Origin of the sequence: Streptomyces prunicolor NBRC 13075, from assembly GCF_000367365.1 — a bacterium.
GTDB classification, from domain to species: domain Bacteria; phylum Actinomycetota; class Actinomycetes; order Streptomycetales; family Streptomycetaceae; genus Streptomyces; species Streptomyces prunicolor.
Window position 1 is genome coordinate 44,966 of the sequence record NZ_BARF01000029.1, and the last position, 26,234, is coordinate 71,199.

The window sequence follows — 26,234 nt, forward strand, 5'->3', positions numbered from 1 at the left end:
GTAAGCCCGAGGCCGGCACGGCTACCGCGTCCGCGTAACCGTCACCCCATAGTCCCCGGCCGCATCCGCCCCCGTCACCGTCACCCGGATCCCCCTCCCCGGGTCATTGAAGCTCTCGCCCGCAGTGAACGGCGCGTCCGACAACTCGGCGTGCACATTGGGGCTCCGCGTGCAGCCCCCGCTGTCCCGATGCGCGTCGTACACCTTCACCGGACCCATGCCCGTGTCGACGTCCGCCTCGACCTTGTAGATGAGGACGCCCGGGCGGCACACCGCCTCGTCGTTGCCCTCGCGGGTGCGCAGCTCCAGGGCGTAGCCCGTCCGTCGGGTGAGGGGGACGAAGATCAGGCGGGTGCCGTCGGTGCCGGGGTGTTCCAGCGGAGTCAGGGTGTACTCCGAAGTGCCCCTGGTCATCGCGCAGTTGACCTGGGACGGGTCCAGCCAGCCGAGTTTCCACTTGTGCCAGCCGAGGAAGTCGTTGTTGGCGCCCCAGTCCTCGCTCATGATGTCCCAGTGGCCGACCGCGCCCCCGCCCTCCTGGGTGTAGAGGTCGGGCAGGCCGAAGACGTGGCCGTTCTCGTGGGGGAGGACGCGGTAGCCGGTCTGGGCGTAGGAGCCGGAGCCGTCGTCCTGGCGGGAGTAGACGAAGGAGGCGTTGGAGACCGGGACGCCGTCGGCCACCGGGGCTTCCGTGTTTCCCGCGAACGTCACCGACAGGACCGTGTCCAGGGCGGAGGGGCCCGCGTTCGGGGTGACCAGGACGTTCAGGAGGTCGTACTGGCGGAAGTCCACCGTCGGGTCCGCCGCGGCCACGATGTCCTGGACGAGCTGCCGGTACCCGGGGTCGAAGGGCGCGCCGCGCTCTATGCCGTAGGACCTGAAGGGCTTGGGCATGCGGAGCCAGTGGGTGACCGGGGTCTCGGGGCGGTAGTCGAGGCGGCCGTAGGAGCTGGTGGCGAACCACTCCTGGGTCTTGGGGAAGAACTCGTGGTAGCGGTCCATGGCGGTGCCCTGGCCGGGGGCGTCGGAGAAGTCGACCATCAGGGTCAGGGCGTGCACCGTGCCGGTGGAGCGGGAGTAGCCGCCGGGGGTGGGGATGCCCTCGGACATCTGGACGTCCAGGGGGCCGTTGATCATGCAGGAGCCGAGTGCGGAGGTGCGGGCGAGCGCGACCGGGCCCGCCGCCGTCGTGGCGCCCGGGGTGAGGTGTCCGGTACCGGCCGAGGTGCTGACCGCGAGGGTCAGGACGGTCACGGACGCGAGGGCGGCCACGCGGCGCGGGCGTATCCGACGGCTGGGCTGCATGCAGGGACCCTTCGCGCCAACGGCAGCCGCCGGTCTCCGGCTGCACCCTTTCGATCACCCTGTGTCGTGTGCCGCGAGGGCGCGCGCTGGAGGAGACCGACCGTGTGGTTCTCGCTGGTAGGGGGCCGAATGGGCAGGTCTGCGGGAGCGCCGGGCGGAGATCCGAACCGAGATCCCGGTGAATGTGACTCAGGTCACATCAGAACAATCGCGGAGGTGGAAATAACCGGGGAGCGTCTCCCCGTTTAGCCATGTGTCCGAGCGAAACGGGGAGTCCTTCCCCGGATCGCCTCAGCAGTCCAGGAATCCAGGACGTTCACGTCCAAGACCTTCAGGAGTTCGCCGTGACGACCGCGATGACCCCCGTACAGCGAAAGGTGACCCGGCCGCGCGCCGACGCTTTGCGCAACCGGGAGCGGATCGTCACCGCCGCCCGCGAGATGTTCGTCGAGTTCGGCCCCGATGTGCCGCTCGACGAGATCGCCCGCCGGGCCGGCGTCGGCAACGCCACGCTCTACCGCAACTTCCCGGACCGTGACGCCCTCGTCCGCGAGGTCGTCGTCTCGGTCATGGACCGTACGGCGGAGGCCGCCGAACAGGCGCTCAACGAGACCGGCGACGCCTTCGCCGCTCTGGAGCGCTTCGTGCACGTCTCCGCGGACGAGCGGATCAGCGCGCTGTGCCCGATGATCTCCAGCACCTTCGACCAGTTCCACCCGGACCTGGAAGCCGCCCGCGAGCGGGTCGAGGAGCTCATCGACGAGGTCATGGAACGGGCCAGGAGGGCCGGGCAGCTCCGGTCCGACGTGGGCGTCGGCGATCTGATGGTCGCCGTGGCCCAGCTCAGCCGGCCCCCGGCCGGCACCGGCTGCCTCAGCGCCGACCGCTTCGTACACCGACACCTGCAGCTGTTCCTGGACGGACTACGGGCCCCGGCCCGCTCGGTCCTGCCCGGCACCGCCGCGACCATGGAGGATCTCCGGCAGCCCTGACCGATTAGTTCAGAGCAGCACGCCTGTCTCAACAACAAGCTTCCGGCTCTCGTCGACGTAGACGAGCCGTCCCCGACCACGTTCTCCGCGTTCTTCGACGTTCTTCTTCCGTATTTTTCCGTCACGAAGTCCCGAAGTGGGTACCACCATGTCTGAATCAGCTCGAAGCGCCCCAGGCGCTCTCGACAAGGGCGACAAGGCCTCGCAGGCCGCCGCCGAACACGAAGCCCATTCCAACCGCTGGAAGGCGCTCGCGTTCATCGCGCTCGCCCAGCTGATGGTCGTGCTGGACGCGACCATCGTGAACATCGCCCTCCCGTCCGCCCAGACCGACCTGGGCATCTCCGACGGCAACCGGCAGTGGGTCGTCACGGCCTACGCCCTCGCCTTCGGTGGACTCCTCCTCTTCGGCGGCCGGATAGCCGACCTGTGGGGCCGTAAGCGCGCCTTCGTCGTCGGTCTGACCGGCTTCGCCGCCGCGTCCGCGCTCGGCGGTGTCGCCACCACCGGCGCCATGATGTTCGGCGCCCGTGCCCTCCAGGGCGCGTTCGGTGCCCTGCTCGCGCCCGCCGCGCTCTCCCTGCTCGCCGTGATGTTCACGGACGCCAAGGAGCGTGCCAAGGCGTTCGGCATCTACGGCGCGATCGCCGGTGGCGGCGGCGCCGTCGGCTTCATCCTCGGCGGTGTGCTGACCGAGTACCTGGATTGGCGCTGGACGTTCTTCGTGAACATCCCGTTCGCGATCGTCGCCGCGCTCGGCGCGTACTTCGTCATCCGCGAGCCGGAGGGCGGCCGCAACCGCAACCCGCTCGACATCCCGGGCGTCCTCCTGTCGACCCTCGGCCTGGTGTCTCTCGTCTACGGCTTCACCCGCGCCGAGTCCAACGGCTGGGGCGACTCCTCCACCATCGCGCTCTTCATCGCGTCGGCCGTCCTGCTGGTCTCGTTCGTCATCGTCGAGTCCAAGGTCAAGGCCCCGCTGCTGCCGCTGCGCGTGATCACCGACCGCAACCGCGGCGGTATCTACCTCTCGCTCGGCATCGCCATCATCGCGATGTTCGGCACGTTCCTCTTCCTCACCTACTACCTCCAGGTCGTGAAGGGCTTCTCGCCGATCAAGACCGGCTTCGCCTTCATGCCGATGATCGTCGGCATGATGGTCGGCTCGACCCAGATCGGCACCCGCCTGATGACCCGCCTGCCGGCCCGCCTGCTCATGGGCCCCGGCTTCCTGGTCGCCGCGGTCGGCATGCTTCTGATGACGCAGCTGGAGATCGGCTCGTCGTACGCCTCGATCATCCTGCCCGCGATGCTGCTGCTCGGCCTCGGCATGGGTACGGCGTTCATGCCCGCCATGTCCCTGGCCACCCTGGGCGTCGAGCCCCGGGACGCGGGTGTCGCCTCCGCGATGGTCAACACCTCGCAGCAGGTGGGCGGCGCCATCGGTACGGCCCTGCTGAACACGATCGCCGCGTCCGCGACGACCGCGTACATCAAGGACCACATCGCCGGCGCGGGCTCCTCCAAGACCCAGCAGCAGCTCGTCGCGCTGCAGGGTCAGGTGCACGGCTACACCAACGCCATCTGGTTCGCCGTCGGCATGCTGGTCGCGGCCGCGGTCATCGTCTCGGTCCTCGTCAACGCGGGCAAGCAGGGTTCCGACCCGGTCGCCTCCGGTGACGGTGACGGTGTCGAGGACGAGTTCAAGATCCCGGTCGTCGCCCACTGACGACGCCCGGCCCGGTCGTACCCCCTTCGCACCATCCGTACGTACGGGGAAGGGGACGCCCCGTACGTACGACTCCCAGGAACTGCCCTGGTTCTCGCCTGAGTTGAGCGGCTCAGCGGAGCCAGGGCAGGTCCGCACCCGCTTCGTTCGGCTGAAGTCCCTCGGCGACGATCTCCATGATCTCGCCGAGGGACTTCTGCTGTTCCGGGGTGAGCCGCTCGAACAACGCCTGCCGTACGGCGGCCACATGGCCCGGCGCGGTGCGCCGCAGCACGCCGTAGCCCTCGTCGGTCAGCACCGCGAACTGGCCGCGCTTGTCGGAGGGGCAGTCCTCGCGGCGCACCCACCCGTTCTTCTCCAGCCGCGCGATCGCGTGCGAGAGCCGGGAGCGGGTGATCTTCGCGTTCATGGCCAGCTCGGTCATCCGCAGCCGGCGGCGCGGCGCCTCGGCGAGCTGCACGAGAAGGCCGTAGTAGATGTGCGGCATGCCCGCGTCCCGCTGGAGCTGGCGGTCCAGATGGTCCTCCAGGAGGGTGCTGGCGTGCATGTAGAAACGCCAGACGCGCTGCTCCTCGGCGGTGAGCCAGCGGGGTTCGTCGGAGGGTGCCGCTGTGTCAGCGGGTGCGGGTGCCGTGTTCATGCACTCCACTGTACGAGAGCTCTCCTTGAAGGTTAAACAAATGGGGCGTAAGCTCCCACGTGAGAAGTTTGAGAGTTCAAGCATCGAGTTCGAGTACCGAGTTCGACCAAGGTTCGATCCAGGGGAGTGACCGTCATGTCCACCGCCGCACCGGAGCGCATGCCCGCCCTCTATCTCAGCCACGGCGCCCCGCCCCTCGCGGACGACCCGATCTGGCCCGGCGAACTCGCCGCCTGGTCCGCCGACCTCCCCCGCCCCAAGGCGATCCTCATGGTCTCCGCCCACTGGGAGGAGGCCCCCCTCGCCCTCGGCGCGGTCGACCCCGTTCCCCTGGTCTACGACTTCTGGGGCTTCCCCGAGCACTACTACCAGGTCCGCTACGACGCCCCGGGCGCCCCCGAACTCGCCGAGTCCGTACGGAAGTTGCTGCGCGCCCCGGGCATCCCCGTGCAGGACGTCCCGGACCGCGGCCTCGACCACGGGGCGTACGTCCCGCTCGTCGAGATGTTCCCGGCCGCCGACATCCCGGTCCTCCAGGTGTCCATGCCGACCCTCGACCCGGCGAAGCTGATGGACATCGGCCGCAAGCTCGCCCCGCTGCGCGACGAGGGCGTCCTGATCGTCGGCTCCGGCTTCTTCACCCACAACCTGGCCGCACTGCGCCACACCGGCGGGGGCGTGCCGACCTGGTCCTCCGAGTTCGACGACTGGGGCCGGCGGGCGCTGGAGTCCCGGGACTGGGACGGCCTGCTGGACTTCCTGCACAAGGCACCGGCCGGGCGCTACGCCCATCCGCGCACCGAGCACTTCGCCCCGCTGTTCGTCACCCTGGGCGCGGCGGACGCGGGCGGCGAGCTGGATACGCCGGAGGCGCTGAACCCGTCCGTGATCGACGGGTTCTGGATGGGGATGGCGAAGCGGTCGGTGCAGTTCGGCTGAGGCCGAGGTTGAGGCCGAGGTTGAGGCCGAGGTTGAGGCCGAGCCCGGGCCGAAAAGCCCTTCCCGAAGGGAAGGGCTACAACTCCTTCTCGTGCCAGGCGACATCCCAGTAGCGGCCGAACTTGCGGCCCACCTCCCGGTGGACGCCGATGTACCGGAACCCGAAGCGTTCATGCAGCCGCGTGGACGCTTCGTTGGGCTGTGCGATGCCCGCGTACGCCCGGTGGACGTCCTCGTCCGCCAGGGACTCGAACAGGGCCTTGTAGAGCAGCGTGCCGATACCCCGGCCGCCGACGTCCGGGGCGAGGTAGACCGTGACTTCTACCGAGGTCGAGTAGGCGGGCTTCACCCGGTAAGGGCTGGATGTGGCGTAGCCGAGGATTCGCTGTGAGTTCCCTTGGAAGGTCCCGTCCACGGCAACCTTCAGGCGGTATGGCCCGTCTTCAGGGTGGGAGAGCAGCCAAGGGCGACGCTCCTCCGGCGAGAAGGGGACGGTGTCGAAGGTGATCGGGGTCTCGCGTACGTAGTGGTTGTAGAGCTCGGTGAGGGCGTCGAGGTCACTCTCGACTCCTGGCCTGACCTGCACCTCTGTATGTTCCGACGGCATCGTTACCCCCTTGTGGCCGGACAGGGTACTGCAAGATCAGAAAAATAGGGGAGCGGGTTGGGAATTCTGTCCGGATTCCAGTCGTTGTTTCCATCAGATGCAGGGCACACGAGAAGAGTGCCTAGCCATCAGACGAACACCTGCTGACCCACCATCGCAAGGGAGCACGCATGGCAACCCGTGCCGTCGCCCGTCGTAAGTCCGCCTCCGGCGAGACCTCCGGCGTGGCGCGCAGTGTTCGCGCCCATGGCGGCGAGATCGCCGACCGCGACCTGGTCGGCATGTATCTCGACGAAATCGCGCGCACACCGCTGCTCGACGCCGCCAAGGAAGTCGAGCTTTCGCAGACCATCGAAGCGGGCGTGTTCGCGCGCCAGGTCCTTGAGGGTGAGGAGAAGTCCCAGGCGGACGCCACCCGCGCCGAGCTCGAGGCCCTGGTCGCCGAAGGGGAGCGTGCCAAGGACGTCTTCATCCGATCCAACCTCCGCCTGGTCGTGGCCGTGGCCCGCCGTTACCCCCGTAGCGGCCTGCCCCTGCTCGACCTGATCCAGGAGGGCAACGCGGGCCTGGTGCGCGCGGTCGAGAAGTTCGACTACCGCAAGGGCTTCAAGTTCTCGACGTACGCGACCTGGTGGATCCGCCAGGCCATCACCCGCTCGATCGCCGACCAGTCCCGGACCATCCGCCTGCCCGTCCACCTCGTGGAGGAGCTGGGCCGGATCCGCCGGGTGCAGCGCGAGTTCAACCGTAAGAACGGGCGGGAGCCCGAACACGCGGAGATCGCCGCCGAGTTGGACACGACTCCGGAGCGCGTGACGAACGTCCTGGACTGGGCGCGTGACCCGGTCTCGCTGAACATGTCGGTGGACGACGACGGTGACACGCAGTTCGGTGACCTCCTGGAGGACACCTCCGCGGTCTCGCCCGAGCAGTCCGTGATGACCCTGCTGCGCAGCGAGGAACTGGACGACCTGATCGGCCGCCTCGACCAGCGCACGGCCTCCATCATCAAGATGCGGTACGGCATGGAGGACGGCCGGGAGCGCACGCTCACCGAGGTCGGCAAGGAGCACGGCCTGACCCGCGAGCGGATCCGCCAGATCGAGAAGCACGCGCTGCTGGAACTGAAGAAGCTGGCCAGCCAGACGGGCTTCGACGCGGCGGCGTAAGACGCCCCGCCGCCCGGCTCCGGCCCGGTGGACGCGGGGGCGCGTACGGCTTCCGTACGCGCCGGACCGCGTACGCCGGGTGGCTGGAGGCCGCGCGAACATGGCTGTGTAACGCCGCTTCAAGCTGCTGGGCCCTGGGAACAAGACTTCAGGGCCCAGGAGTTCGGGTCCGGGGCGATGCCCCGAGATCCCCTGAGCCAAGTCCCGACGCACCACCCCCCCCGGCGCCGGGACTCTCCCGAACCGGGCTTCGGCGCCTACCCCCCAGGCGTCGGGGCCCGGTTCTTTTTATGGGTCAGGTGTCTTCGGGGGGACGGACCTGCGGGGTCGGTGCGGCGCGGGCACGCTGGGATGGCGGGGCACCCCGTACCTGAACCCCGGGGTGGCCCGCCGAATGGCAGATTGTGCCACAGAGGCATAACCTGCCGGTGTGAGCAGCCCCACCCCAGCACCGGATTCCAGCCCTACTTCCCTCTCTGGCCCCTCCGCACCGTCCTCCGCCCCCTCCTCCGCCCCGTCCGCACCGCTCTCGCTGACCGAGCGGCGCAAGGCGGAGACCCGGATGGCGATCGCCCGGGCGGCGGCCGGACTCTTCGTGAGACACGGGCTGCGGGCCACCCGCGCCGAGGACATCGCCCAGTCCGCGGGCATCGCCCCCCGCACCTTCTACCGCTACTTCGCCACCAAGGAAGAGGCCGTCGCCCCGCTCTACGCGGCCGGCGCCGAGCGCTGGGCGGAGGCGGTCCGCGCGGCCCCGCCCGCACTGTCCGTGCCGGAGGCCCTGGAACACGGGGTACGCCACACGCTGACCCCCGGGGTGGGCGTCTCCGTCAACTCCTGGACCTGGGTCCGCCCGCTGATCCGCATGGCGGAGTCCAACTCCGGCCTGCGCAAGGTGTGGGCGGAGGTCTGCCAGGCGGGAGAACGCGCCCTGGGGGAGGTGCTGGCGGAACGCATGGCCAAGGGCAACGATGTCACCGCCGCCCGGACCCCGTCCGTGACCTCCCCGGAACTGCGCTTCGCCGCCGCCGCGGCAAGTGTCGCCGTACGGACGGCCGTTGAGGGCTGGGCGTTCGGCGAGGAGCAGACCGGAGCCGGTGCGCAGGCGGGCCCCGCGGAACTGGCGCTGCGGAACCTACGGGTGCTGCGGCACCTTCCGTGGGCGGAGATCGGACGGGCACCGGGCCCCGCCTGAGCCCGGCTCAGGCACCGCCCGCCCGAGTCAGCCGTTCCCCCAACTCCCGTACGTACCGCACCAGTTCCTCCGGCTCCTGCACCGTGAACTCACACCCCAGCATGGCCAGCCGTACGGCGAGCCAGTGCACCGCGTCGCCGGTCGTGGCCCGCAAGCGGCAGGTGTCGGCGTCGAGCGGCTCCGGGGTGCCGAGCCAGGCCGGGATGCGCGCCGCGATGGCGTCGGCGGGGGCGGCGAAGGTCACGACGTACTCGTACGTCTCCTGCCGCCGGTACATCGACTGCCGCAGGTACTCCGCCGCGCTTCCGGTCGGCAGCTCGCGCGGGGTGAACCGCGAACCCGTGGCGAACGGTTGGCTCACCCGGTCGACCCGGAACGTCCGCCAGTCCTCGCGGTCGAGGTCGTAGGCGACGAGGTACCAGCGCTGACCGGTCGAGACGAGGCGGTACGGCTCCGTCAGGCGGCGGGACTCGGTGCCGTCCTTGGCGCGGTAGGCGAAGCGCAGCCGCTCCTGGCCGGCCACTGTCGAGGCCATCACGGTGAGTGTCTCGGGGGCGATGCTCGCGCCGTCGCCACTGGTCAGCGGGGTGGTCGCGGCCTGGAGGGTGGCGACCCGGTGCCGTAGCCGCGAGGGCAGTACCTGTTCCAGCTTCGCCAGTGCCCGTACGGACGCCTCGTCGACGCCCTCGACCGCGTGTCCGGCGCCCGCGCGCAGGCCGACCGCGATCGCCACCGCCTCCTCGTCGTCCAGCACCAGCGGGGGCATCGCCTTGCCCGCGACGAGCCGGTAGCCGCCGTCGGAGCCGAGCGTCGCCTGCACGGGGTAGCCGAGTTCGCGGAGCCGGTCGATGTCCCGCCGGACCGTGCGCCGGGACACCCCGAGCCGGTCGGCCAGCTCGCCGCCGGGCCATTCGCGGGGCGTCTGGAGGAGGGAGAGGAGCTGGAGGAGCCGGGCCGGGGTGTCCGTCGTCATGAGCCCTCCGTCGTAGTCATGAGCTCGCTGTCGTCGTCATGGATTCGAGGATGCCGTAGAAGTAGGACACGATCTGACCTAATGGGGTCATAGCTTCAAGCCATGACCTCCACCGAAACCCTTGTGGACAGCCCGGCCCCCGCAGTCCCCGTGACCGCCGCGGCCGATCGGCGGCGCTGGTTCGCCCTCGCGATCGTGATGACCGCGGCCTTCATGGACCTCGTCGACGTCACGATCGTCAATGTCGCGATCCCGTCGATCCAGCGGGACGCGGGCGCCTCGTTCAGCCAGATCCAGTGGATAACGGCCGGTTACGCGCTCGCCTTCGCCGCCGGGCTGATCACCGGCGGGCGGCTCGGTGACATCTACGGCCGCAAGCGGCTGTTCCTCCTCGGGATCGGCGGCTTCACGCTCGCCTCCGCGCTGTGCGGCTTCGCCGCGAACCCGGAGATGCTGGTCGCCTCGCGCGTCCTGCAGGGCGGGATGGCGGCGATGATGGTGCCGCAGGTGCTGTCGATCGTGCACGCGACCTTCCCGGCGCACGAACGGGGCAAGGTGTTCGGGCTGTTCGGCGCGATCGTCGGCCTGGGCGCGGTCTCGGGCCCGTTGCTCGGCGCGCTGCTCACGGAGTGGAACCTCTTCGGTCTCGAATGGCGCCCGATCTTCCTGATCAACCTGCCGGTCGGCATCGCGGGACTGGTCCTCGGCAGCCGCTTCATCACCGAGTCGAAGGCGCCGCGCGCGCTGAAGCTGGACATCGTCGGCGTCGCGCTGGTCACCCTCGGGCTGTTGATGCTGCTCTATCCGCTCACCCGGGGCGATGAACTGGGCTGGCCCGCCTGGGGGTTCGTGTCGATGTCCGGATCGATCGGGGTCTTCTCCGCGCTGGTGGCGTACGAGAGGCGGAAGGCGGCGCGGGACGGTTCGCCGCTCGTCGAGCTGTCGCTGTTCGAGGTGAAGAGCTTCGCGGCGGGCATCGCCGTACAGACGGTCTTCGGGATCGGGCTCGGCATCTTCTTCCTGGTCTGGACGCTGTACATGCAGATCGGTCTTGGCTGGAGCCCGCTGCGGGCGGGGCTGACCGGCGTACCGTTCTCGATCGCCGTCTCCGTGGCGGCCGGGATGTCCGTACAGAAACTGGTGCCGCGGCTCGGCGGACGCAATGTGCTCCAGACCGGCGCGCTGGTGATGGTCGTGGGCGTGCTGCTCTACCTCTGGGAGGCGGACCGGTACCAACTGGCCATCGCCTCCTGGCAGATGGCGCTGCCGCTGGTCGTGATGGGCGCCGGCATGGGCCTGATCTTCGCCCCGCTCACCGACACGATCCTCTCCGAAGTGCCGCGTGAGCACGCGGGTTCGGCGTCCGGGCTCATCAACACCGTTCAGCAGATGGGCAATGCGCTGGGGCTGGGGCTGGTGTCGGTGGTCTTCTTCGGCTCGATCGGGGACCGGCTGACCCCGGCGGAGGTGGGGCCCGCGTTCGTCAACGCCTTCCAGAACGCGCTGGGTTGGGTGGCCGGGGTGATGGGCGTGATCTTCCTGCTGATGTTCGCGTTGCCGGGGCAGCGAGCCGGGCAAGTGGCGGGGCCGGCGGCGGGACCGGTGGCCAAGGAGGGTGAACCGAGCGGGAGTTGACGCGGTTCGGTTACGCAGGAGAGCGCCCCGCCCCGAGGTCGTACGGGGGCGGGGCGCTCGACGCAAACCGCCGGACGATGGCGTACGCCGGTGCGTGAGGGGAGGCGTACGCCGGGCGGCCCGGTGGGGCACTCCGGGGCGAACGCCGTACTACGTACCTGAATAGTCGGTTCTGTGGGGAACAGGCCGACTTCGGGTGTCTCGTGTGCTCAACTGACCTGCGCCGCAAGAGAACTGACAGAGCGTAAGTTGTCGGCGTGGCGGGCGGGTCGGGGGTGCGTGGTGGGGGTGTCGGCGCGGAGCCGGGAGTAGTGGCCTTATTCGTTTGTCGACCTTTACAATGTGCGGCGGCGAACCGCTGATTTCCGTTCAGTATTCCACCTGTAGCCCTGGCTCACCGCATTTTCCGTCGGCCCGGATTGCCTCGCGAAAAGAAATTGCTGCGGAGGCGGCCGGTTAGTCGAGCGGGTCGGAGCGGTGCGCTCCACATGTTTTGCCGGGCGCGCTTCTGTGCGGCGGGGCTGTCGGCCGGACGGGTTCGGGGTGGCCGAAACTGTTTACTCTTGATCGAGGGCAATCATTTGATAACGCTGTCATGTCCTCGCGCGGGGCGGGAGTGCCTTGCTCTCGTGCGGAAAAAAGGGGCAAAAAGCGCGGCCGGTCGGGGTGTTCCGACGGCGTGTGCGGGGAGGTGTGCTGTCGGTGACAATCCCCGCGGGAGGGGTTTTCGCCCGGTTATCCACCGCCGGTGGGCTCGATGTTGGCAGACGGGGAGTGACCCAAACGGCATCCGTGGTGTTTACTGGGCACCGGTCTGATCCTTGGTGGGTCCGGACCATTTCGGGAGGTCCTGGGGGTGGTGCCCCGGGGCCTCCTGTTTTTGCCGTCGGTTTGCGTGGGTGTCATATGTCGGCCATCTGAGAAGGGCCCTGTCCTGCCCCTGAGAAGGGTGCGGATAACCGAGGTGGGCGCGATCGGTAATTGGGCGGAGGGCAATTGATTTCCCTCTCGAATTACCCGTGATCTTCTGTAATAAAGCCCCACGGTCAGGGGTTCCGGGCAAGATCCACATTCTTCGCGGGCGTCCTCGAAAACACGACTGGCTCTTCACTCCTGGCGAGGGGTACCGTCTATCCCGCGTCACTGTTTCCCACCGCTTCCACCCGCCGGGCCCACACCAGCCGGGCGGTGCCGCACCTCCCGGAATGTTCCGGACCCACCACCCGGAACCTCGCTGACCAGCGGGGCTCCCACGCGTAGACACCACGAGGATCGGACTCGATGCGTACCGTCCACGACGACGGCGTATTCCCGCCGTCGTGCCGCGACCGCCGCGGCCCCCTGCCCGTGACACACCGTCACCTTCGTACGCCTCAGGGCGTGTACGCCGATACACGCGCCATCACGGCCGTCGGCACGGGGGAGTGAGCGTGCCCTCGATCGCTGCCGCCAACCGGCCGACCGACCTTCTCCTGGGCCACGAGAAAAAGCCCGAGGGGAGCTTCCTGCGGCGCCTGTCGGCCGAGGACTGGCGCTTTCTGCTGGAGGGCGATCTGCGCGGCCGCAGCTTCGCCCAGGACGAGCACCTGCCGCTGGGGCGGGACGACCGGAACGTGTACATGATCTGGGACGGCGTCGTACGACAGGACCGCTTCCCGCTCGGCGACTGGGCCGGCGCCCCCACCGTCACCCGGTTTCGGGGTGGCGGCCAACTGGTCGGCGAGGCGAAGCTCATCGCCTCCGACTCCGCCGTCCGTACCCGGTGCCTGACCAGGACCGTGGTCATCCCCTGCAGCGCGCGCCGTTTCAACGTCCTGCTGAGCCGCAGGACCGAGGTCGAGCTCGCACTGCTGCGCAGCCTTGAGGACCGCAACCGCAGCGACGAACTCGTCTACACCCTCACCACCCGGTCGCCCCTGGAGCGCACCAGCAGACTCCTCGCGCATCTCGCCGACACCGCGGGCACCCCCGACCCCCGGACGGGCTCCACCACCATCACCGGCCCGGGCCAGAAGGACATCGCGGCCGCCCTCCAACTCGCCGTATCCACCACGGAGAACGCGCTCCGGACCCTGCGCTACTCCGGGGTCATCGAAGCGCGGTACCGCCAGTTCGTCGTGCACGACGTCGACGCGTTGCGTCACCTCGACACCGGGAACTGACACCGCCAGGCCTGCCGGACCCCCGCCCCGCCCCGCCGGACCCCCGCCCCGCCGCACCGTTCCCCTCCCCGCTCGCGCTCCATCCCCGAACGGATCACCGCATGATGACCAGCACCTTCCTGGTGCCCGCCGCCTCTGCCCTTCTCGGGGCCTTGATGTACCGGCACCACAGGCAGGTCTTCGCCTGGACGCGGAGGATGCGCCGCAAGGACGAGACGAACACCGAGTACGACAAGCCCTCCGCGTGGCTCGCCGACCTCTACGCGGCGCAGTGCGGCCTCGCCCAGAAGCCCTGTGCCGCCGAGGACTTCAAGGACATCGCCACGATCGGCAACATGCTCGCGGGCATAGCCGACCACACCGAAGGCGTCCGGTTCGAGCTGACGAGGGTCGTCGAGAGCGTGCGGGGTTACGTCGCCACCGCCCTGCCCGCGCAGGGCCCGGCCGCACGCGTCGGCCTCCCGGAGCACCGCACCCGGCTCGAACAGGCGATGCGCCAGGAGGCCGCCCGCGACGAACTGGCGCACGCCATCCTCGCGGCCGAGCAACGGATCAAGGACCTGCGCCACAGCTGACCGCACACCGCATGCACCTCCTACCTTCTACCTCACACCTCACACCGCAGAGCACCCCCAATGAAGGGCGCTATAAAGATCGCTCTGCCCGTTCATGTCCACCTAATGCCCGAACCTGTTTACTTTCCGGAAATCCGGGCGTAGCCTCCGAGCGAAACCACAAGTTCGGGCACAGGTCGGAGGCGAACAGACATGTACGCACCGGAGCGGCAGCAGGAGATCCTCCGGCTGGCCCGTGACGGCGGCCGGGTGGACGTGATCTCGCTGGCCGAGGAGTTCCAGGTCACGGCGGAGACGATCCGCCGGGATCTGAAGGCCCTCGACCGCGCGGGACTCGTCCGCCGGGTGCACGGCGGTGCCATACCCGCCGGGCGGCTGGACTTCGAGCCGGATCTCGCCGAGCGCGAGTCGACGGCGGCCGACGAGAAGGACCGCATCGCCAAGGCGGCCCTCGCCGAGCTGCCGATGCAGGGCACGGTGATCCTCGACGCCGGTACGACGATCGCCCGCCTCGCGGGCATCATCCCGCTGGAGGCCGAGCTCACCGTCGTCACTCACTCGCTGCCCATCGCGGCCCGCCTCGCGGACCACCCGGGCATGCAGCTCCACCTCGTCGGAGGGCGCGTGCGGCACCGTACGCGCGCGGCCGTCGACGCCTGGGCGCTGCGGGCGTACAGCGAGATCCGCGCGGACGTCGTGTTCGTGGCGGCCAACGGCTTCTCCGCCGGGCACGGGCTGACCACCCCCGACCTCGCCGAGGCCGCGGTCAAGCGCGCCGCGGTCGGCGCCGCCCGCCGCGTGGTGCTGCTCGCCGACTCCGCCAAGCACGGCCAGGAGCACTTCGCCCGCTTCGGCGCCCTGAGCGACGTGGACCTCCTGATCACCGACAGCGGGCTGAGCCCAGAAGACGCCACCGCCATGGAGCGCGGCGGCATGGAAGTAGTGCGCGCATGATCCTCACCGTCACCCCGAACCCCTCCCTCGACCGCACCTACGAGGTCCCCTCGCTGGATCGCGGCGAGGTCATACGGGCCACCGGCGAGCGCATGGACCCGGGCGGCAAGGGCGTCAACGTCTCCCGCGCGGTCGCCGCCGCGGGCCGCCGTACGGTCGCCGTCCTGCCTCTTGGCGGAGCACCGGGCGCGCTGGTCGCGGACCTGCTCGACGCGCAGGGCATCGAGGTCGCGCCGGTCCCGGTCGCCGGGGCCACCCGCTCGAACATCGCCCTCGCCGAGGCGGACGGCGTCCTCACGAAGATCAACGCCCCCGGCCCCGAACTGACCGCCGCCGAACAGGAGTTGCTCCTGGAGACGGTCCGCCGGCAGTCCCGTGACGCCGACTGGATCGCCTGCTGCGGCAGCCTCCCGCGCGGCCTCGCGCCGTCCTGGTACGCCGAGTTGGTGGCCCGCGCGCACGCCGCCGGCGTCCGTATCGCCCTGGACACCTCCGGCCCCGCGCTCATCGAGGCCCTGCGCGAACGCCCGGACGTGGTGAAGCCCAACGCCGAGGAACTCGCGGAGGCCGTCTCCCGCCCGCTCGCCACCGTGGGCGACGCGGTCAAGGCGGCGGAAGAACTACGGGAGTTGGGCGCCGGTGCGGTCCTCGCCAGCCTCGGCGCGGACGGGCAGCTGCTCGTGGACGGCTCCGGTGCCTGGTTCGGCAGCGCGCGCGTCGACGTCGTACGCAGCAATGTCGGCGCGGGGGACTCCTCGCTGGCCGGCTTCCTGATCGCCGGCGGCCACGGCCCCGAAGCCCTGGCCTCGGCGGTCGCCCACGGCGCCGCCGCCGTCCAGCTCCCCGGCAGTGTGATGCCCACCCCGGCCGACCTGGACCCGGCCGCGGTGACGGTCACGGCGGACGTCCCGGTGGACCGCGTCCTGACGGAGCCGGTGACATGAGCCCGCTCATGGTCTCTACGACCGCCCGCCCCCGCTCCCCGTTAACCGCCGCCCCCTTCCGGCAGTCCCGTAGTACCCCCGTCCCCACCCCCGCCCACGGCAGTCCCCGGGCGATACGCGTGCGAAGGAGCCCGCGATGAGCGAGATGATCACCGCGGACCTGGTCGACCTCGACCTGTCCGCCGATACCAAAGAGGCGGCGGCACGTGCCCTCGCCGAGCGCATGGTCGCCCAGGGCCGGGTCACCGACCTGGAGGGCTTCCTCGCCGACGTGGCCGCCCGCGAGGCGCAGATGCCGACCGGCCTGGACGGCGGCATCGGCATCCCGCACTGCCGCAGCGAGTACGTCACCGAGCCGTCGCTCGCCTTCGGCCGCAGCGCCGAGGGCGTCGACTTCGGCGCCCCGGACGGCCCCGCCGACCTGATCTTCCTGATCGCCGCGCCCGCCGGGGCCGACGACGCCCACCTGACGATCCTCTCCGCGCTCGCCCGTCAGCTCATGAACGCCGAGTTCACTTCCGCGCTGCGCGCGGTGGGCGACGCGGAGAGCGCGGCGGCCCTGATCCGCGGCGACGAACCCGAGGGCGGCACAGACTCCGTCGCGACGCCGGTGGCGGCCTCCGCCGGCGCCGCGACGGGCAGTTCAGCGGCAGACGGTTCCACGCCGGACAGCTCTACGGCTGACAAGGGCGCCGGTGCCGACACGGGCGCCGACGCGCAGCCGTTCCGTATCGTCGCCGTTACCTCCTGCCCCACCGGTATCGCGCACACCTACATGGCGGCCGAGGCGCTGGAGAACGCGGGCCGCGACGCCGGTGTCGAACTCGTCGTGGAGCCGCAGGGCTCGGCCGGTTTCACCCGGCTCGACCCGGCGGTGATCGCGGCGGCGGACGCCGTGATCTTCGCCCACGACGTGCCCGTACGGGAGAAGGACCGCTTCGCAGGCAAGCCCACCGTCGACGTCGGCGTGAAGGCGGGCATCAACCGCCCCGCCGAGCTGATCACCGAGGTCCGCGGCAAGGCGGAGCGCGGCGAGGTCACCGGCGGATCCGCGCCGACCCCGGTCGAGCGCGGCGGCGAGGCGGGCGAGGGCTACGGCTCGATGCTGCGCAAGTGGCTGATGTCCGGCGTCAGTTACATGGTCCCATTCGTCGCGGCGGGCGGTCTGCTGATCGCCCTCGGCTTCGCGATCGGCGGCTACGAGATCAAGTCGGCGCCCTCGGTCATGCAGCACTTCGTGTGGACGCAGACCGACAGCTGGGCCGCGCTGATGTTCCAGATCGGCGGCGTCGCCTTCGGCTTCCTGGTCCCGGTGCTGGCCGGCTACATCGCCTACGGCATGGCGGACCGGCCCGGTCTGGTGCCCGGCTTCGTCGGCGGCATGATCGCCTCCACCATCAACGCCGGTTTCCTCGGCGGTCTGGCCGCTGGTCTGATCGCCGGTGGTGTGGTGCTGGCGATCCAGAAGGTGAAGATCCCCAAGGCGGTCCGCGGGATCATGCCGGTGGTGGTGATCCCACTGATCTCCACGGCGATCGTCGGGTTCCTGATGTTCGTGGTCATCGGGAAGCCGATCGCCTCGGCGCAGAAGGGCATGACCGACTGGCTGAACGGCCTCAGCGGCTCGAACGCCATCCTGCTGGGCGCCCTGCTCGGCCTGATGATGTGCTTCGACCTCGGCGGCCCGGTGAACAAGGTCGCGTACACCTTCGCCACGGCGGGCATCGCGGTCTCGAACCCCAGTGACTCGGCGATGAAGATCATGGCCGCGGTCATGGCGGCCGGCATGGTCCCGCCGCTGGCGATGGCCCTGGCGACCACCGTGCGCGGCAAGCTCTTCACCGAGACCGAGCGCGAGAACGGCAAGGCCGCCTGGGTCCTGGGCGCCTCCTTCATCTCCGAGGGCGCGATCCCGTTCGCGGCGGCCGACCCACTGCGGGTCATCCCGTCCTCGATGGTGGGCGGCGCGATCACCGGTTCCCTGTCGATGGCCTTCGGCGCGACCCTGCGCGCCCCGCACGGCGGCATCTTCGTGGTCCCGCTGATCGGCCACGCGTTCTTCTACCTGATCGCCATCGCGGTCGGCATGTGCGTCACGGCGGCCCTGGTCGTCGTACTGAAGGGCATGCGCAAGCAGTCCGTCGGCGGTACGGCCCCCGGAGCGCCGGAGGACATAGCCGCCCCGGCGGCGGAGCCGAAGCATCCGGTCGCGGCCTAGCCGCTTTCCGGCCTCTGTCTGGCCGATGTCTGGCCTCTTTTGGGCCGCCGTGAGGTGTTCACGGCAACTGCGAGATACGTCACGGTCCGGGACCACGGTCCCGGACCGTGGTGTCTACTGGAACGCATGCCTGAGCACGTCTCGATCCTCCAGCTGACCGGTGTGGCCGTCCTCGCCCTGGCGAGTGTCGTCTGGGTGTTCGGCCTGACGCGTGTCCTGCGCCGCTCCCTCGCCGAGCCCACCGCATGGCACCCGGCCCACCCGCTCCACGGCCTCCCGAACCAGCGGGACACCGCCCCCCACCGCGAGTCCGTCGAACTGACCCCGGCGGAGCACGACGCCTTCGCGGGTCTGGTACGCCAGCTCAGCGACGGGCGTTGAGCCTTCCCGGTCAGAAGACCTGCGCGGCTCGCCGTTCCATCGCGTCGCGGGCCGCGTCCTCGCTGACGTACACCTCGCACATGTGCCGCCCGTCAGGCGTCGCCGTGTGCTCGACCTCCCACAGGGAGATCTCCGCGCCGTCGCACAGCAGGAACGCGTGCTCGTAGAGCGAGAAGCACAGCGCGGCACGGCCCGCTCGGAACGGGCGGCCGAAGGCCTGCGTGATCTGGTGCGCGAACGCCGACTCCAGCAGCGCTGCCGTCTCCGGGTCCGGGCGGTCCGTGTTCTCCGCGCGGCGCAATAACCTGCGTGCGTGGTCCGCGGAGTCGTCCGCCACATACGTGTGCCGGGGCTCCGGGATCGGCGACAGCTGCACCAGCACCGGCAGTTCGAAGTCCGGGGTGTCCGGCGGCAGCGGCAGGCGCACGGTCGCGGTGCGCAGCTCTTCCTCGTCGACGTACACCTCGTGCTGGGTGTCGCGGCCCAGCACGGTGTTGTGGATGAGCTCCCAGAGAGTGAGCGCCGAGCCGTCCGCGAGCAGCCATGTGTGCCGGTACGTCTCCCGGTGCAGGCCCGCGCTGTGGTGCGCGGAGTGCAGCGAACTGTCGTGCGCCAGCGCGCAGTCGAGACGCCTTATGGTCTCGTCCGGCAGCTCGAAGGAGTTCAGGGCACGGCCGAGGAGTCGCGCGAGATGCTCCTCCGGAGACTCGGGCGACTCGGGTTGTTCGTACGCTGCCGTGTCGTACGGAACGCTCAAGGCTTCTCCCGGCGTTGCTGCATGTCACCTTGTGGGTGCATACCGTAGCCCCTCGGTCGGACATCATGTCTGTGAACCGAGAAAACGTATGCCCGGAAAACGCGCGGGCCGCGCGAGATGTTCCCGCGCGGCCCGAAGTTCCGTCAAAACCCGCCGGTCAGGCGGCACTTCCGGCGGTCCACTCGCTCCACCCGAGGTTCCAGCCGTTGAGCCCGTTGTCCGGGGCGACCGTCTTGTCGGGGGAGTTCTTCACGATCACGACGTCCCCGATGAGTGAATTGTCGTAGAACCACTTGGCGTTCGTCGCACCCTGCGCGCCCTGTACGTCCGCGAGTCCGACGCACCCGTGGCTGGTGCCCGTCTGCCCGAAGGGCGGATTGGACTTGTTGTACCAGTAGTTGCCGTGGATGAACGTCCCCGACGTGGTCAGGCGCATCGCGTGCGGGACGTCCGGGATGTCGTACTCCCCGCCCAGACCGACCGTCTGGCTGTTCATCCGCGTCTGCGTGAACTTCTCGGAGATCACCATCTGCCCGTTGTACGTGGTGTGTTCCGGGCTGCCCGAGGAGATCGGGAGCGACTTGTAGGTCTGTCCGTCCCGTACGACCATCATCGTCTGTGTGTTGACGTCGACGGTGGACACCTGCGAGCGCCCGATGGTGAAGGTGACCGTCTTCTTCTGCACGCCGTAGACGCCGCTCGCGCCCTGCACGCCGTCCAGGTCGATCTTCATCGTGACCTTGGAGCCGGCCTTCCAGTACTCCTGCGGCCGGAAGTCGAGCCGCTGCGTCCCGAACCAGTGCCCCACGACCTGCTGTCCGCTGCTGGACGTCACCGTGATGTGCGACTGCACGGCCTTCTTGTCGCTGATCACCTTGTCGAAGTTGAACGACACCGGCATCCCGACACCGACTGTCGTCCCGTTGTCCGGGGTGTACGTCCCGATGAAGCTGTTGCTCGAAGTGACGGTCGTGAAGATGGAGTTGGCGGCGGCGGTCTTGCTGTTGTCGTCCTTCGCGGTGGCCGATATCTGGTACTTGGTCCCGCGCTCCAACTGCTCCTTCGGCTTCCAGCTCCCGCCGTCGGCGGATATCGCACCGTCCACGGCCTCCCCCGACCCGGAGACCGTCATCTTCACGTCGGTCAACGTGCCGTCGCTGACCTTCACGCCGGTGGAGTTGATGGACGCGTTCGTCGCGCCGTCCTTGGCGGAGATGGTGATCTTCGCGGTGGACGTCTTGGCGGTCGTGTTGCTGCCGCCCTTGTTGTCGGTGTTGGCGTCCGCGCTGGCGTTGCCACCGCACGCGCTGAGGGTGAGGGTGCCGACCACCAGGGCGGCGATGGCCCCCAGTACGCGCCGCGCTGCTATGTCCGGCGTTGTCACGGGCTGCTCCAGGTTCGTGTGATGTATGTGATGCGTGATCCGCTGCGATGCGTGGACAAAGAGGGTTCGCACCCCCGTGCGGGTTCCCGGCGTTCTCCATGAACGCCGTCCGGTGACAGAACCGGGACATATGCGGGGGCGGCGTTCGATCCCATCCTCCAGAGGTGGCAAGGTCGGAGCAGGGAACGGGACGAGCCCGGGGTGCCCGTCGCTGCAGGATGCCTACCGTCTCCCGTACAACTCCTCGTACGACGGCCACGTTCCGCCCGGCCCGTCCACCGGCTCGGCGGCGCGTACCGCGCGGACGATCGCGCGGGTTACGACCTCCGCGCCGGCCGCGAGGATCTCGTTGAGGGCGAGGGGGTTCTCGGCGTCGAGCGGGCGGGTTCCGGTGGCGAGCGTGAACACCGTGTCACCGTCGTTCAGGAGGTGTACCGGTCGTACGGCTCGCGCGATGCCGTCGTGCGCCGTGCCCGCCAGCTTCTGGGCCTGCGCCTTGGTGAGTTCGGCGTCCGTGGCGACCACCGCGAGCGTGGTGTTCAGCGGGGGCGGCGCGTTCTTCTCGGCGGCCTCGGTGAGGCGCAGTTGGGCTGCCTCGTGAACGTGCGGCTCGGGATACTCCACCCGCCCCTGGAACAACTCCCCGAACAGCACGCCCGTTTCGGGGTCCGTCGCCGACCCCGCCGCGTTGGCCACCACCAGGGCCGCCACCGTGATCCCTGACTCCAGCACGATGCTCGCGGTCCCGACCCCGCCCTTCAAGGCCCCGACCACCGCCCCCGTACCCGCGCCCACACACCCCTCGCGCACCCGCACCCCGGGCCCGCTGATCGCGGCGGCCTCGACCGCGGCCCGCCCGGTGGCCGCGTCCGGCCTGGCCTTGAAGTCTCCGCCCCGCCCCAGGTCGAAGACACAGGCCGCGGGCACCACCGGCACGACGTGCGCCGGATCCACGCCCACCCGTACCCCGCGCCCCTGCTCCTCCAGCCAGGCCATCACCCCGGACGCGGCGTCGAGCCCGTACGCGCTGCCGCCGGTCAGCACGATCGCGTCCACCCGCTGCACCAGGTTGCGCGGGTCGAGCGCGTCGGTCTCCTTAGTACCGGGTCCACCACCGCGCACATCCACGGCGGCCACCGCCCCGCCCTCCGGCGCGAGCACGACGGTGGTACCGGTGAGCCAACCGTCCCCCGCCCGCGTCGCATGGCCCACCCGCACCCCGGCAACATCCGTCAACGCGTCTACTGTCATGGAGCTCAGTCTTGCCCAGCGAGCCCCTGATCCGGCGACGCCCGGCACGGTGCGCACCGCTGATCCGGGGACGTTCGGCCTGGCTTGGCCAGCTGTTTCGATGGGGGTCGGCTGGGTGTCGGCAGTTGTTTCGGCGCTTGTTTCGGTGGTGGTGGGGTGGGTCGGGTCGGTTTGGGTGGCGGATCCGGGGGCGGTCGCCTCAGCACGCGCTGCGGATTCGGGGGCGGTCGGCTCAGCACGCGCCGCTGCTTCGGGGGCAGTTGGGCGGGCCCGCGTGCCTGATCCGGGGGTAGGCGGTTCAGTGCACATGGCTGCTCCGGTGGCAGTGGGTCCCGCACGCGCCGCTGATCCGGGGGCAGTTGGGCCGGTGCGCGTGGCTGATCCCGGGCTAGGTGGTCCAGCACACGTGCCTGATCCGGTGGCGGCAGGTCCAGTGCACCTGGCTGACCCGCCGGCAGTCGGCCCAGCGCGCGTGGCTGTCGCAGCGGCGGTCGCAGCGGCGGTCGGTCCGTCGCCTGTTGCCGTCGCTGTGGCGATCTTCCTGCCAGCGCGCGTTGCCGTTGCCCTACCGGTCCGCCCACCGCACCCGGCCGACCCAGTCCCGGCCGGCCCACCGCACCCAGCCAGTTCACCGCACTCCGTTGCCCCAGCCGGGGCCGGCCCACTGCACCTCGCCGCCCCAGCCGCAGTCACTCCCCCGCCGCCTCCACTCCAGCCCCGCTTCCCCCGGACCCGCCGGCCGCCGCCCGCGCGGTCAGTGTCACCCCGACCGCCACCGTCAGTGCCGACACCAGGCCCGCCGCGAGCACCGCCCAGCGGCCCAGGAACGTGCAGCAGATCACCAGCAACGCGGCCACCGGCAGCACTAGTTGCTGGGCGATGCCCACCTTGTAGTGGCGGGCGTGGAGGGCCCAGACGCTGAGCAGGTACAGCGCCGTCGGCAGGGTCACGGCGGCGGACGCGGCCAGCGTGGAGATGTGCGCCTTGCCGACCGCCTGCGTGACCGCCACCTCCAGGCCCGCGCCGATCGTGGCCGCCGACGCGAAGATCAGGTAGTGGCCGTAGCCCCACAGGAACGCCTGCTTGTTGGAGCGAAGATGGCCGTGGATCGGCACCACGAAGTAGATCCACCAGGCGGCGAACACGATCAGCAGTCCGCCCGCAGCGATGGGCAACAGCTCGCCCAGCGCGTCGTGCTCGTCCACCGCCGACTTCACGGCGACCGTCGCCGCCGCCATCGTCTCGCCCAGCACGATGATCGTGAACAGCCCGTACCGTTCCGAGATGTGGTGCGGATGCCACGGCGTAGGGAAGTCCTTCTCCGCGTAGCGCGGCACGCACAGCTCGGCGATCACCATCACGAGGAACACCCAGACTCGGGCCGGTTCCGGCAGGACCACCAGGCCGGTCCAGCCGACCATGCAGAGCAGCACGCCGCCCGCGTACCGCAATGCCATCGTCCGCTCCGGGCCCGCGGCGTCCTTCGCCGCCCGCAGCCACTGCGCGGCCATCGCCAGTCGCATGATCAGGTAGCCGAGCCAGACGACCACGTAGTCGTGCTGGTCGAAGGCCCGTGAGACCCCGGCCGCGAGGACCAGGACGCCGGCGATCTGCACCAGCGTCACGACCCGGTACAGCACGTCGTCGTTGTCGTAGGCCGAGGCGAACCAGGAGAAGTTCATCCAGGCCCACCAGATCGAGAAGAACTGCATCGCGTAGTTCAGTACGCCCTCGCCCGTGTGCCCCTCCGCGACGGCGTGCGCCAGCTGGAGGCCCGCCTGCGCGATGGCCACGACGAAACACAGGTCGAAGAACAGCTCCAGCGGCGAGGCGACCCGGTGCGGCTCGTCCCGGCCTCGGGCGGTGAGCGGGCGCAGGGGCCGTAGGGGGCGCGGGGGGCTGTGAGTCTCGGACGTCATGGGGCCAAGCACAGCAGATGACGCCCGCCGGGCGCCGTACCCTGGAGGCATGAGTACTCCCACCGCCCCCGAGCCGCGCGATCCGAAGCCCGCGCTGGTCTTCGACGACCCGCTGAGCCGACCGTCCTCGGACGACACGGACCGCGGGTGGGGCGAGCGGCCCGAGGGCGACAGCGCGGCCGACCTGAAGCGCTTCCTCGACGAGAAGCCGCCCCACCACATCTGAGCCCTCGGCCACGCCCGAGCCGTCGGCCGCGGCTGAACCCTCGGCTACGGCTCCCGGTGTCCCTCGCCGCGCTGTGCGACGAGCGCGTCGCGGATCTCCTTGAGCACCTCCAGCTCGGTGATCTCGATGACCTCCTGCGTGCCTTCCTTGGCCTTGCGCTGGGCCTCCGCGCGGGCCAGGTACTTCGACATCGGCAGGACCATCAGGAAGTAGACGACCGCCGCGGTGATCACGAAGCTGAGGGCGGCTCCCAGGACGGAGCCCCACATCAGCTGGATGCCCTTGTCGCCCGAGCAACTGCTGCTCAGACACGAGCTGTAGGTGTCCAGGTTCTGTGTGCCGATCGCCCCGACGAGCGGGTTGATGATCCCCTTCACCACCGAGTTGACGATGTTCGTGAAGGCGGCGCCGATGACGACCGCGACTGCCAGATCGACGACGTTCCCGCGCATCAGGAAGGCCTTGAAGCCCTGCCAGACGCCCGATTCCTTCTTCTTCTCGCTCAACTCGGAGCCTCTTCTCGCACGTGCAAGGTGTGGAACCAACAGCTCCGCAACCTACGTCAAGGCCCGGCCGCCCTGTCCAATTCAGTAACTCCAACGAGGGACTTGACACGAATTCGCACAGGCGACGGAAGGCCCGGATCACGGTACGGAGCGCACGGTTCACCACAGTGTCACCGCCAGCCGTGCCGTGGCGCTCGCGCCGGCCAGCCGCGCCGCCGTGGAGCGCTCCACCGACAGCACCACCAACGCCCCGCCACCGTCCGGCACTTCGAGCGGCTCGGGCACCTTCGTCACCCGCGCCCCGCGCGCGACCACCTGGGCGTCACCGCCCGGCGTCGACTCCTCGGCGGCGATCACATCGACCCGGTCGCCGGCCCGCAGCAGCCGGACCGTACCGGCGTCCGCGATCCGCACCGGCGCCGACACCCACTCCACCGCCCGGCGCTGCCGTACCGGATCGGCCACCGGGCGCCCGCGAGGCCGCTCGCTGTGCCGCGCCTCCGCGGCGTCACGTGGTCCCGCCGCTACGAGCGCGGCCGCGGTCAGCGCCAGCCCCGCGGCCACGGCCCGCCTCCGGTGCCGTAGCAGCCGGCGCAGTTGGTGGCGACCGCCGCGCACCCGCACCGGCGCGAAGTGCGGCACCTCGCACGTGGGCGGAGCGTCGGTGCCCAACGGGCGCGGAAAGGAATCCGTACCCAACGGGCCGGGAAAGGACGGAGGGGAGAGGGACATGGGGGACCACCACCTGCGACGAGGGATCGGCTTGCGGTCCCACGATGCGGCAATCCGCCGAGGCCTGCCGGAGCCCGTGTGTTACCCGCCGGTTGTGGACAACTCCCTCACCCGAACGGGAAGTTCCGCCTCGCGGAAGCCCTCGGCGCCCCCTCCCGCACGAGGCCTACGGCAGCTCGAAGCCCGGATCCATCCCGCCCAGCGCGTTCGCGCACAGGCAGTCCCGCGCCCCGCTCTCCGGCAGCGCGGCCACCGTGTCGAACAGCACGCCCCGCAGCCGGTCCACGTTGGCCGCGAACACCCGCAGCACCTCGTCGTGGGAGACGCCCTCGCCGGTCTCGGCGCCCGCGTCGAGGTCGGTGACCAGGGTCAACGAGGAGTAGCAGAGCTCCAGTTCACGGGCGAGTGCCGCCTCGGGGTGGCCGGTCATGCCGACCACCGACCAGCCCTGTGCCTGGTGCCACAATGACTCGGCGCGGGTCGAGAAGCGCGGCCCTTCGATCACCACGAGCGTGCCGCCGTCCACCGGTTCCCAGTCCCGCCCCCGCGCCGCCTTCAGCGCGGTCGTCCGGCCGGTGGGGCAGTAGGGGTCGGCCAGGGAGACGTGCACCACGTTCGGCACGGTGCCGTCGGGCAGCGGGAGTCCGTCGAAGTACGTGCCCGTCCGGGACTTCGTGCGGTCCACCAGCTGGTCCGGCACCAGCAGCGTGCCCGGCCCGTACTCGGGGCGCAGCCCGCCCACCGCGCACGGGCCGAGGACCTGGCGCACCCCGACGGAGCGCAACGCCCAGAGGTTGGCCCGGTAGTCGATGCGGTGCGGCGGCAGATGGTGGCCGCGTCCGTGCCGGGGCAGGAACGCGACCCGCCGGCCGGCGATCTCGCCGAGGAACAGGGAGTCGCTGGGCGGTCCGTAGGGGGTGTCCACTTGGATCTCGGTCACGTCGTCGAGGAACGAGTAGAACCCGGAGCCACCGATTACGCCGATCTCTGCGTTCGCCATGGCCAGCACCCTAGCCGCCGTCGAAAAGGCGTAGGAAGAGG

The 26,234-nt window shown here is 70.1% G+C and carries 24 protein-coding genes; 13 read left to right on the forward strand and 11 right to left on the reverse strand.

What is annotated here, in order from left to right; translation table 11 throughout:
• Positions 1-21 precede the first annotated feature (21 nt).
• Positions 22-1,305, reverse strand: coding sequence for a M6 family metalloprotease domain-containing protein (locus tag SPR02S_RS13170; RefSeq protein WP_086021613.1), 1,284 nt, complete (start codon positions 1,303-1,305; stop codon positions 22-24).
• 356 nt (positions 1,306-1,661) lie between these two features.
• On the opposite strand from SPR02S_RS13170, the gene SPR02S_RS13175 reads away from it, so the two are divergent.
• Together SPR02S_RS13175 and SPR02S_RS13180 are read left to right on the forward strand one after the other, a co-directional pair.
• Positions 1,662-2,297 (forward strand): TetR/AcrR family transcriptional regulator, encoded by a 636-nt coding sequence (locus SPR02S_RS13175; RefSeq protein WP_052346976.1) that lies wholly within the window; start codon positions 1,662-1,664, stop codon positions 2,295-2,297.
• A gap of 148 nt (positions 2,298-2,445) precedes the next feature.
• Positions 2,446-4,026: an MFS transporter gene (locus SPR02S_RS13180; protein ID WP_078622884.1), complete on the forward strand. Its 1,581-nt coding sequence runs from the start codon at positions 2,446-2,448 to the stop codon at positions 4,024-4,026.
• Between the two features lie 112 nt (positions 4,027-4,138).
• Here the strand turns inward: SPR02S_RS13180 and SPR02S_RS13185 are convergent, their stop codons facing one another.
• The gene (locus SPR02S_RS13185; protein ID WP_019057437.1) at positions 4,139-4,666 is read right to left on the reverse strand and encodes a MarR family winged helix-turn-helix transcriptional regulator; all 528 of its coding nucleotides are present in this window, start codon (positions 4,664-4,666) and stop codon (positions 4,139-4,141) included.
• Between the two features lie 135 nt (positions 4,667-4,801).
• Between SPR02S_RS13185 and SPR02S_RS13190 the strand changes: the two genes are divergently transcribed.
• Complete coding sequence (locus SPR02S_RS13190) at positions 4,802-5,605, forward strand: dioxygenase family protein (protein ID WP_026150488.1); 804 nt, start codon at positions 4,802-4,804, stop codon at positions 5,603-5,605.
• 76 nt (positions 5,606-5,681) lie between these two features.
• Here the strand turns inward: SPR02S_RS13190 and SPR02S_RS13195 are convergent, their stop codons facing one another.
• Positions 5,682-6,212 (reverse strand): GNAT family N-acetyltransferase, encoded by a 531-nt coding sequence (locus tag SPR02S_RS13195; protein WP_043258256.1) that lies wholly within the window; start codon positions 6,210-6,212, stop codon positions 5,682-5,684.
• Positions 6,213-6,382: 170 nt separating this feature from the next.
• Here SPR02S_RS13195 and SPR02S_RS13200 point away from each other — a divergent pair, with 170 nt between their 5' ends.
• Positions 6,383-7,381, forward strand: a complete 999-nt coding sequence (locus SPR02S_RS13200) for a sigma-70 family RNA polymerase sigma factor (protein ID WP_019057440.1) — start codon at positions 6,383-6,385, stop codon at positions 7,379-7,381.
• A 562-nt stretch (positions 7,382-7,943) separates the two neighbouring features.
• Positions 7,944-8,576: a TetR/AcrR family transcriptional regulator gene (locus SPR02S_RS13205; RefSeq protein WP_019057441.1), complete on the forward strand. Its 633-nt coding sequence runs from the start codon at positions 7,944-7,946 to the stop codon at positions 8,574-8,576.
• A 7-nt stretch (positions 8,577-8,583) separates the two neighbouring features.
• On the opposite strand, the gene SPR02S_RS13210 is transcribed toward SPR02S_RS13205, so the two are convergent.
• Complete coding sequence (locus SPR02S_RS13210) at positions 8,584-9,549, reverse strand: helix-turn-helix transcriptional regulator (protein WP_019057442.1); 966 nt, start codon at positions 9,547-9,549, stop codon at positions 8,584-8,586.
• A gap of 102 nt (positions 9,550-9,651) precedes the next feature.
• Here SPR02S_RS13210 and SPR02S_RS13215 point away from each other — a divergent pair, with 102 nt between their 5' ends.
• The 7 genes from SPR02S_RS13215 to SPR02S_RS13245 all read left to right on the forward strand — a co-directional run bounded on the left by SPR02S_RS13215 (position 9,652) and on the right by SPR02S_RS13245 (position 18,418).
• Positions 9,652-11,184, forward strand: a complete 1,533-nt coding sequence (locus SPR02S_RS13215) for an MFS transporter (RefSeq protein ID WP_019057443.1) — start codon at positions 9,652-9,654, stop codon at positions 11,182-11,184.
• 1,430 nt (positions 11,185-12,614) lie between these two features.
• A complete protein-coding gene (locus SPR02S_RS13220) occupies positions 12,615-13,346 on the forward strand; it encodes a Crp/Fnr family transcriptional regulator (RefSeq protein ID WP_019057444.1) in 732 nt (243 codons plus the stop codon).
• Between the two features lie 101 nt (positions 13,347-13,447).
• Positions 13,448-13,921 carry a hypothetical protein gene (locus SPR02S_RS13225; protein ID WP_019057445.1) on the forward strand — a complete coding sequence of 158 codons (474 nt, stop codon included), beginning with the start codon at positions 13,448-13,450 and terminating at the stop codon, positions 13,919-13,921.
• A 192-nt stretch (positions 13,922-14,113) separates the two neighbouring features.
• The gene (locus SPR02S_RS13230; RefSeq protein ID WP_019057446.1) at positions 14,114-14,875 is read left to right on the forward strand and encodes a DeoR/GlpR family DNA-binding transcription regulator; all 762 of its coding nucleotides are present in this window, start codon (positions 14,114-14,116) and stop codon (positions 14,873-14,875) included.
• The gene (gene pfkB, locus SPR02S_RS13235) at positions 14,872-15,819 is read left to right on the forward strand and encodes a 1-phosphofructokinase (protein WP_019057447.1); all 948 of its coding nucleotides are present in this window, start codon (positions 14,872-14,874) and stop codon (positions 15,817-15,819) included. Before SPR02S_RS13230 ends, pfkB begins: the two co-directional genes overlap by 4 nt.
• Before the next feature lie 136 nt (positions 15,820-15,955).
• Positions 15,956-18,037: a PTS fructose transporter subunit IIABC gene (locus tag SPR02S_RS13240; protein WP_019057448.1), complete on the forward strand. Its 2,082-nt coding sequence runs from the start codon at positions 15,956-15,958 to the stop codon at positions 18,035-18,037.
• 126 nt (positions 18,038-18,163) lie between these two features.
• A complete protein-coding gene (locus SPR02S_RS13245) occupies positions 18,164-18,418 on the forward strand; it encodes a hypothetical protein (protein WP_019057449.1) in 255 nt (84 codons plus the stop codon).
• Between the two features lie 10 nt (positions 18,419-18,428).
• On the opposite strand, the gene SPR02S_RS13250 is transcribed toward SPR02S_RS13245, so the two are convergent.
• From SPR02S_RS13250 to SPR02S_RS13265, 4 genes are all read right to left on the reverse strand, one after another.
• Positions 18,429-19,175 (reverse strand): DUF6227 family protein, encoded by a 747-nt coding sequence (locus SPR02S_RS13250; protein WP_019057450.1) that lies wholly within the window; start codon positions 19,173-19,175, stop codon positions 18,429-18,431.
• Between the two features lie 157 nt (positions 19,176-19,332).
• Positions 19,333-20,559: a L,D-transpeptidase gene (locus SPR02S_RS13255; RefSeq protein WP_019057451.1), complete on the reverse strand. Its 1,227-nt coding sequence runs from the start codon at positions 20,557-20,559 to the stop codon at positions 19,333-19,335.
• 222 nt (positions 20,560-20,781) lie between these two features.
• On the reverse strand, positions 20,782-21,810 hold the full coding sequence (locus SPR02S_RS13260) for a P1 family peptidase (RefSeq protein WP_026150490.1): 1,029 nt from the start codon (positions 21,808-21,810) through the stop codon (positions 20,782-20,784).
• A gap of 689 nt (positions 21,811-22,499) precedes the next feature.
• Complete coding sequence (locus SPR02S_RS13265; RefSeq protein ID WP_019057453.1) at positions 22,500-23,729, reverse strand: low temperature requirement protein A; 1,230 nt, start codon at positions 23,727-23,729, stop codon at positions 22,500-22,502.
• A gap of 49 nt (positions 23,730-23,778) precedes the next feature.
• On the opposite strand from SPR02S_RS13265, the gene SPR02S_RS63965 reads away from it, so the two are divergent.
• On the forward strand, positions 23,779-23,955 hold the full coding sequence (locus SPR02S_RS63965; protein ID WP_019057454.1) for a hypothetical protein: 177 nt from the start codon (positions 23,779-23,781) through the stop codon (positions 23,953-23,955).
• Between the two features lie 44 nt (positions 23,956-23,999).
• Here the strand turns inward: SPR02S_RS63965 and mscL are convergent, their stop codons facing one another.
• The 3 genes from mscL to SPR02S_RS13285 all read right to left on the reverse strand — a co-directional run bounded on the left by mscL (position 24,000) and on the right by SPR02S_RS13285 (position 26,193).
• Positions 24,000-24,461 (reverse strand): large conductance mechanosensitive channel protein MscL, encoded by a 462-nt coding sequence (gene mscL / locus SPR02S_RS13275; protein WP_019057455.1) that lies wholly within the window; start codon positions 24,459-24,461, stop codon positions 24,000-24,002.
• A 159-nt stretch (positions 24,462-24,620) separates the two neighbouring features.
• Positions 24,621-25,193, reverse strand: coding sequence for a CpaB family protein (locus SPR02S_RS13280; RefSeq protein ID WP_063746253.1), 573 nt, complete (start codon positions 25,191-25,193; stop codon positions 24,621-24,623).
• A gap of 166 nt (positions 25,194-25,359) precedes the next feature.
• Positions 25,360-26,193, reverse strand: coding sequence for an S-methyl-5'-thioadenosine phosphorylase (locus SPR02S_RS13285; protein WP_019057457.1), 834 nt, complete (start codon positions 26,191-26,193; stop codon positions 25,360-25,362).
• Positions 26,194-26,234 lie beyond the last annotated feature (41 nt).

Excerpts from the sequence above, each read along its gene's own strand:
- SPR02S_RS13170 (WP_086021613.1), bottom strand. The coding sequence starts at position 1,305 with ATGCAGCCCAGCCGTCGGATACGCCCGCGCCGCGTGGCCGCCCTCGCG.
- SPR02S_RS13175 (WP_052346976.1), top strand. The coding sequence starts at position 1,662 with ATGACCCCCGTACAGCGAAAGGTGACCCGGCCGCGCGCCGACGCTTTG.
- SPR02S_RS13180 (WP_078622884.1), top strand. The coding sequence starts at position 2,446 with ATGTCTGAATCAGCTCGAAGCGCCCCAGGCGCTCTCGACAAGGGCGAC.
- SPR02S_RS13185 (WP_019057437.1), bottom strand. The coding sequence starts at position 4,666 with ATGAACACGGCACCCGCACCCGCTGACACAGCGGCACCCTCCGACGAA.
- SPR02S_RS13190 (WP_026150488.1), top strand. The coding sequence starts at position 4,802 with ATGTCCACCGCCGCACCGGAGCGCATGCCCGCCCTCTATCTCAGCCAC.
- SPR02S_RS13195 (WP_043258256.1), bottom strand. The coding sequence starts at position 6,212 with ATGCCGTCGGAACATACAGAGGTGCAGGTCAGGCCAGGAGTCGAGAGT.
- SPR02S_RS13200 (WP_019057440.1), top strand. The coding sequence starts at position 6,383 with ATGGCAACCCGTGCCGTCGCCCGTCGTAAGTCCGCCTCCGGCGAGACC.
- SPR02S_RS13205 (WP_019057441.1), top strand. The coding sequence starts at position 7,944 with ATGGCGATCGCCCGGGCGGCGGCCGGACTCTTCGTGAGACACGGGCTG.
- SPR02S_RS13210 (WP_019057442.1), bottom strand. The coding sequence starts at position 9,549 with ATGACGACGGACACCCCGGCCCGGCTCCTCCAGCTCCTCTCCCTCCTC.
- SPR02S_RS13215 (WP_019057443.1), top strand. The coding sequence starts at position 9,652 with ATGACCTCCACCGAAACCCTTGTGGACAGCCCGGCCCCCGCAGTCCCC.
- SPR02S_RS13225 (WP_019057445.1), top strand. The coding sequence starts at position 13,448 with ATGATGACCAGCACCTTCCTGGTGCCCGCCGCCTCTGCCCTTCTCGGG.
- SPR02S_RS13230 (WP_019057446.1), top strand. The coding sequence starts at position 14,114 with ATGTACGCACCGGAGCGGCAGCAGGAGATCCTCCGGCTGGCCCGTGAC.
- pfkB (WP_019057447.1), top strand. The coding sequence starts at position 14,872 with ATGATCCTCACCGTCACCCCGAACCCCTCCCTCGACCGCACCTACGAG.
- SPR02S_RS13240 (WP_019057448.1), top strand. The coding sequence starts at position 15,956 with ATGAGCGAGATGATCACCGCGGACCTGGTCGACCTCGACCTGTCCGCC.
- SPR02S_RS13245 (WP_019057449.1), top strand. The coding sequence starts at position 18,164 with ATGCCTGAGCACGTCTCGATCCTCCAGCTGACCGGTGTGGCCGTCCTC.
- SPR02S_RS13260 (WP_026150490.1), bottom strand. The coding sequence starts at position 21,810 with ATGACAGTAGACGCGTTGACGGATGTTGCCGGGGTGCGGGTGGGCCAT.
- SPR02S_RS13265 (WP_019057453.1), bottom strand. The coding sequence starts at position 23,729 with ATGACGTCCGAGACTCACAGCCCCCCGCGCCCCCTACGGCCCCTGCGC.
- SPR02S_RS63965 (WP_019057454.1), top strand. The coding sequence starts at position 23,779 with ATGAGTACTCCCACCGCCCCCGAGCCGCGCGATCCGAAGCCCGCGCTG.
- SPR02S_RS13280 (WP_063746253.1), bottom strand. The coding sequence starts at position 25,193 with ATGTCCCTCTCCCCTCCGTCCTTTCCCGGCCCGTTGGGTACGGATTCC.
- SPR02S_RS13285 (WP_019057457.1), bottom strand. The coding sequence starts at position 26,193 with ATGGCGAACGCAGAGATCGGCGTAATCGGTGGCTCCGGGTTCTACTCG.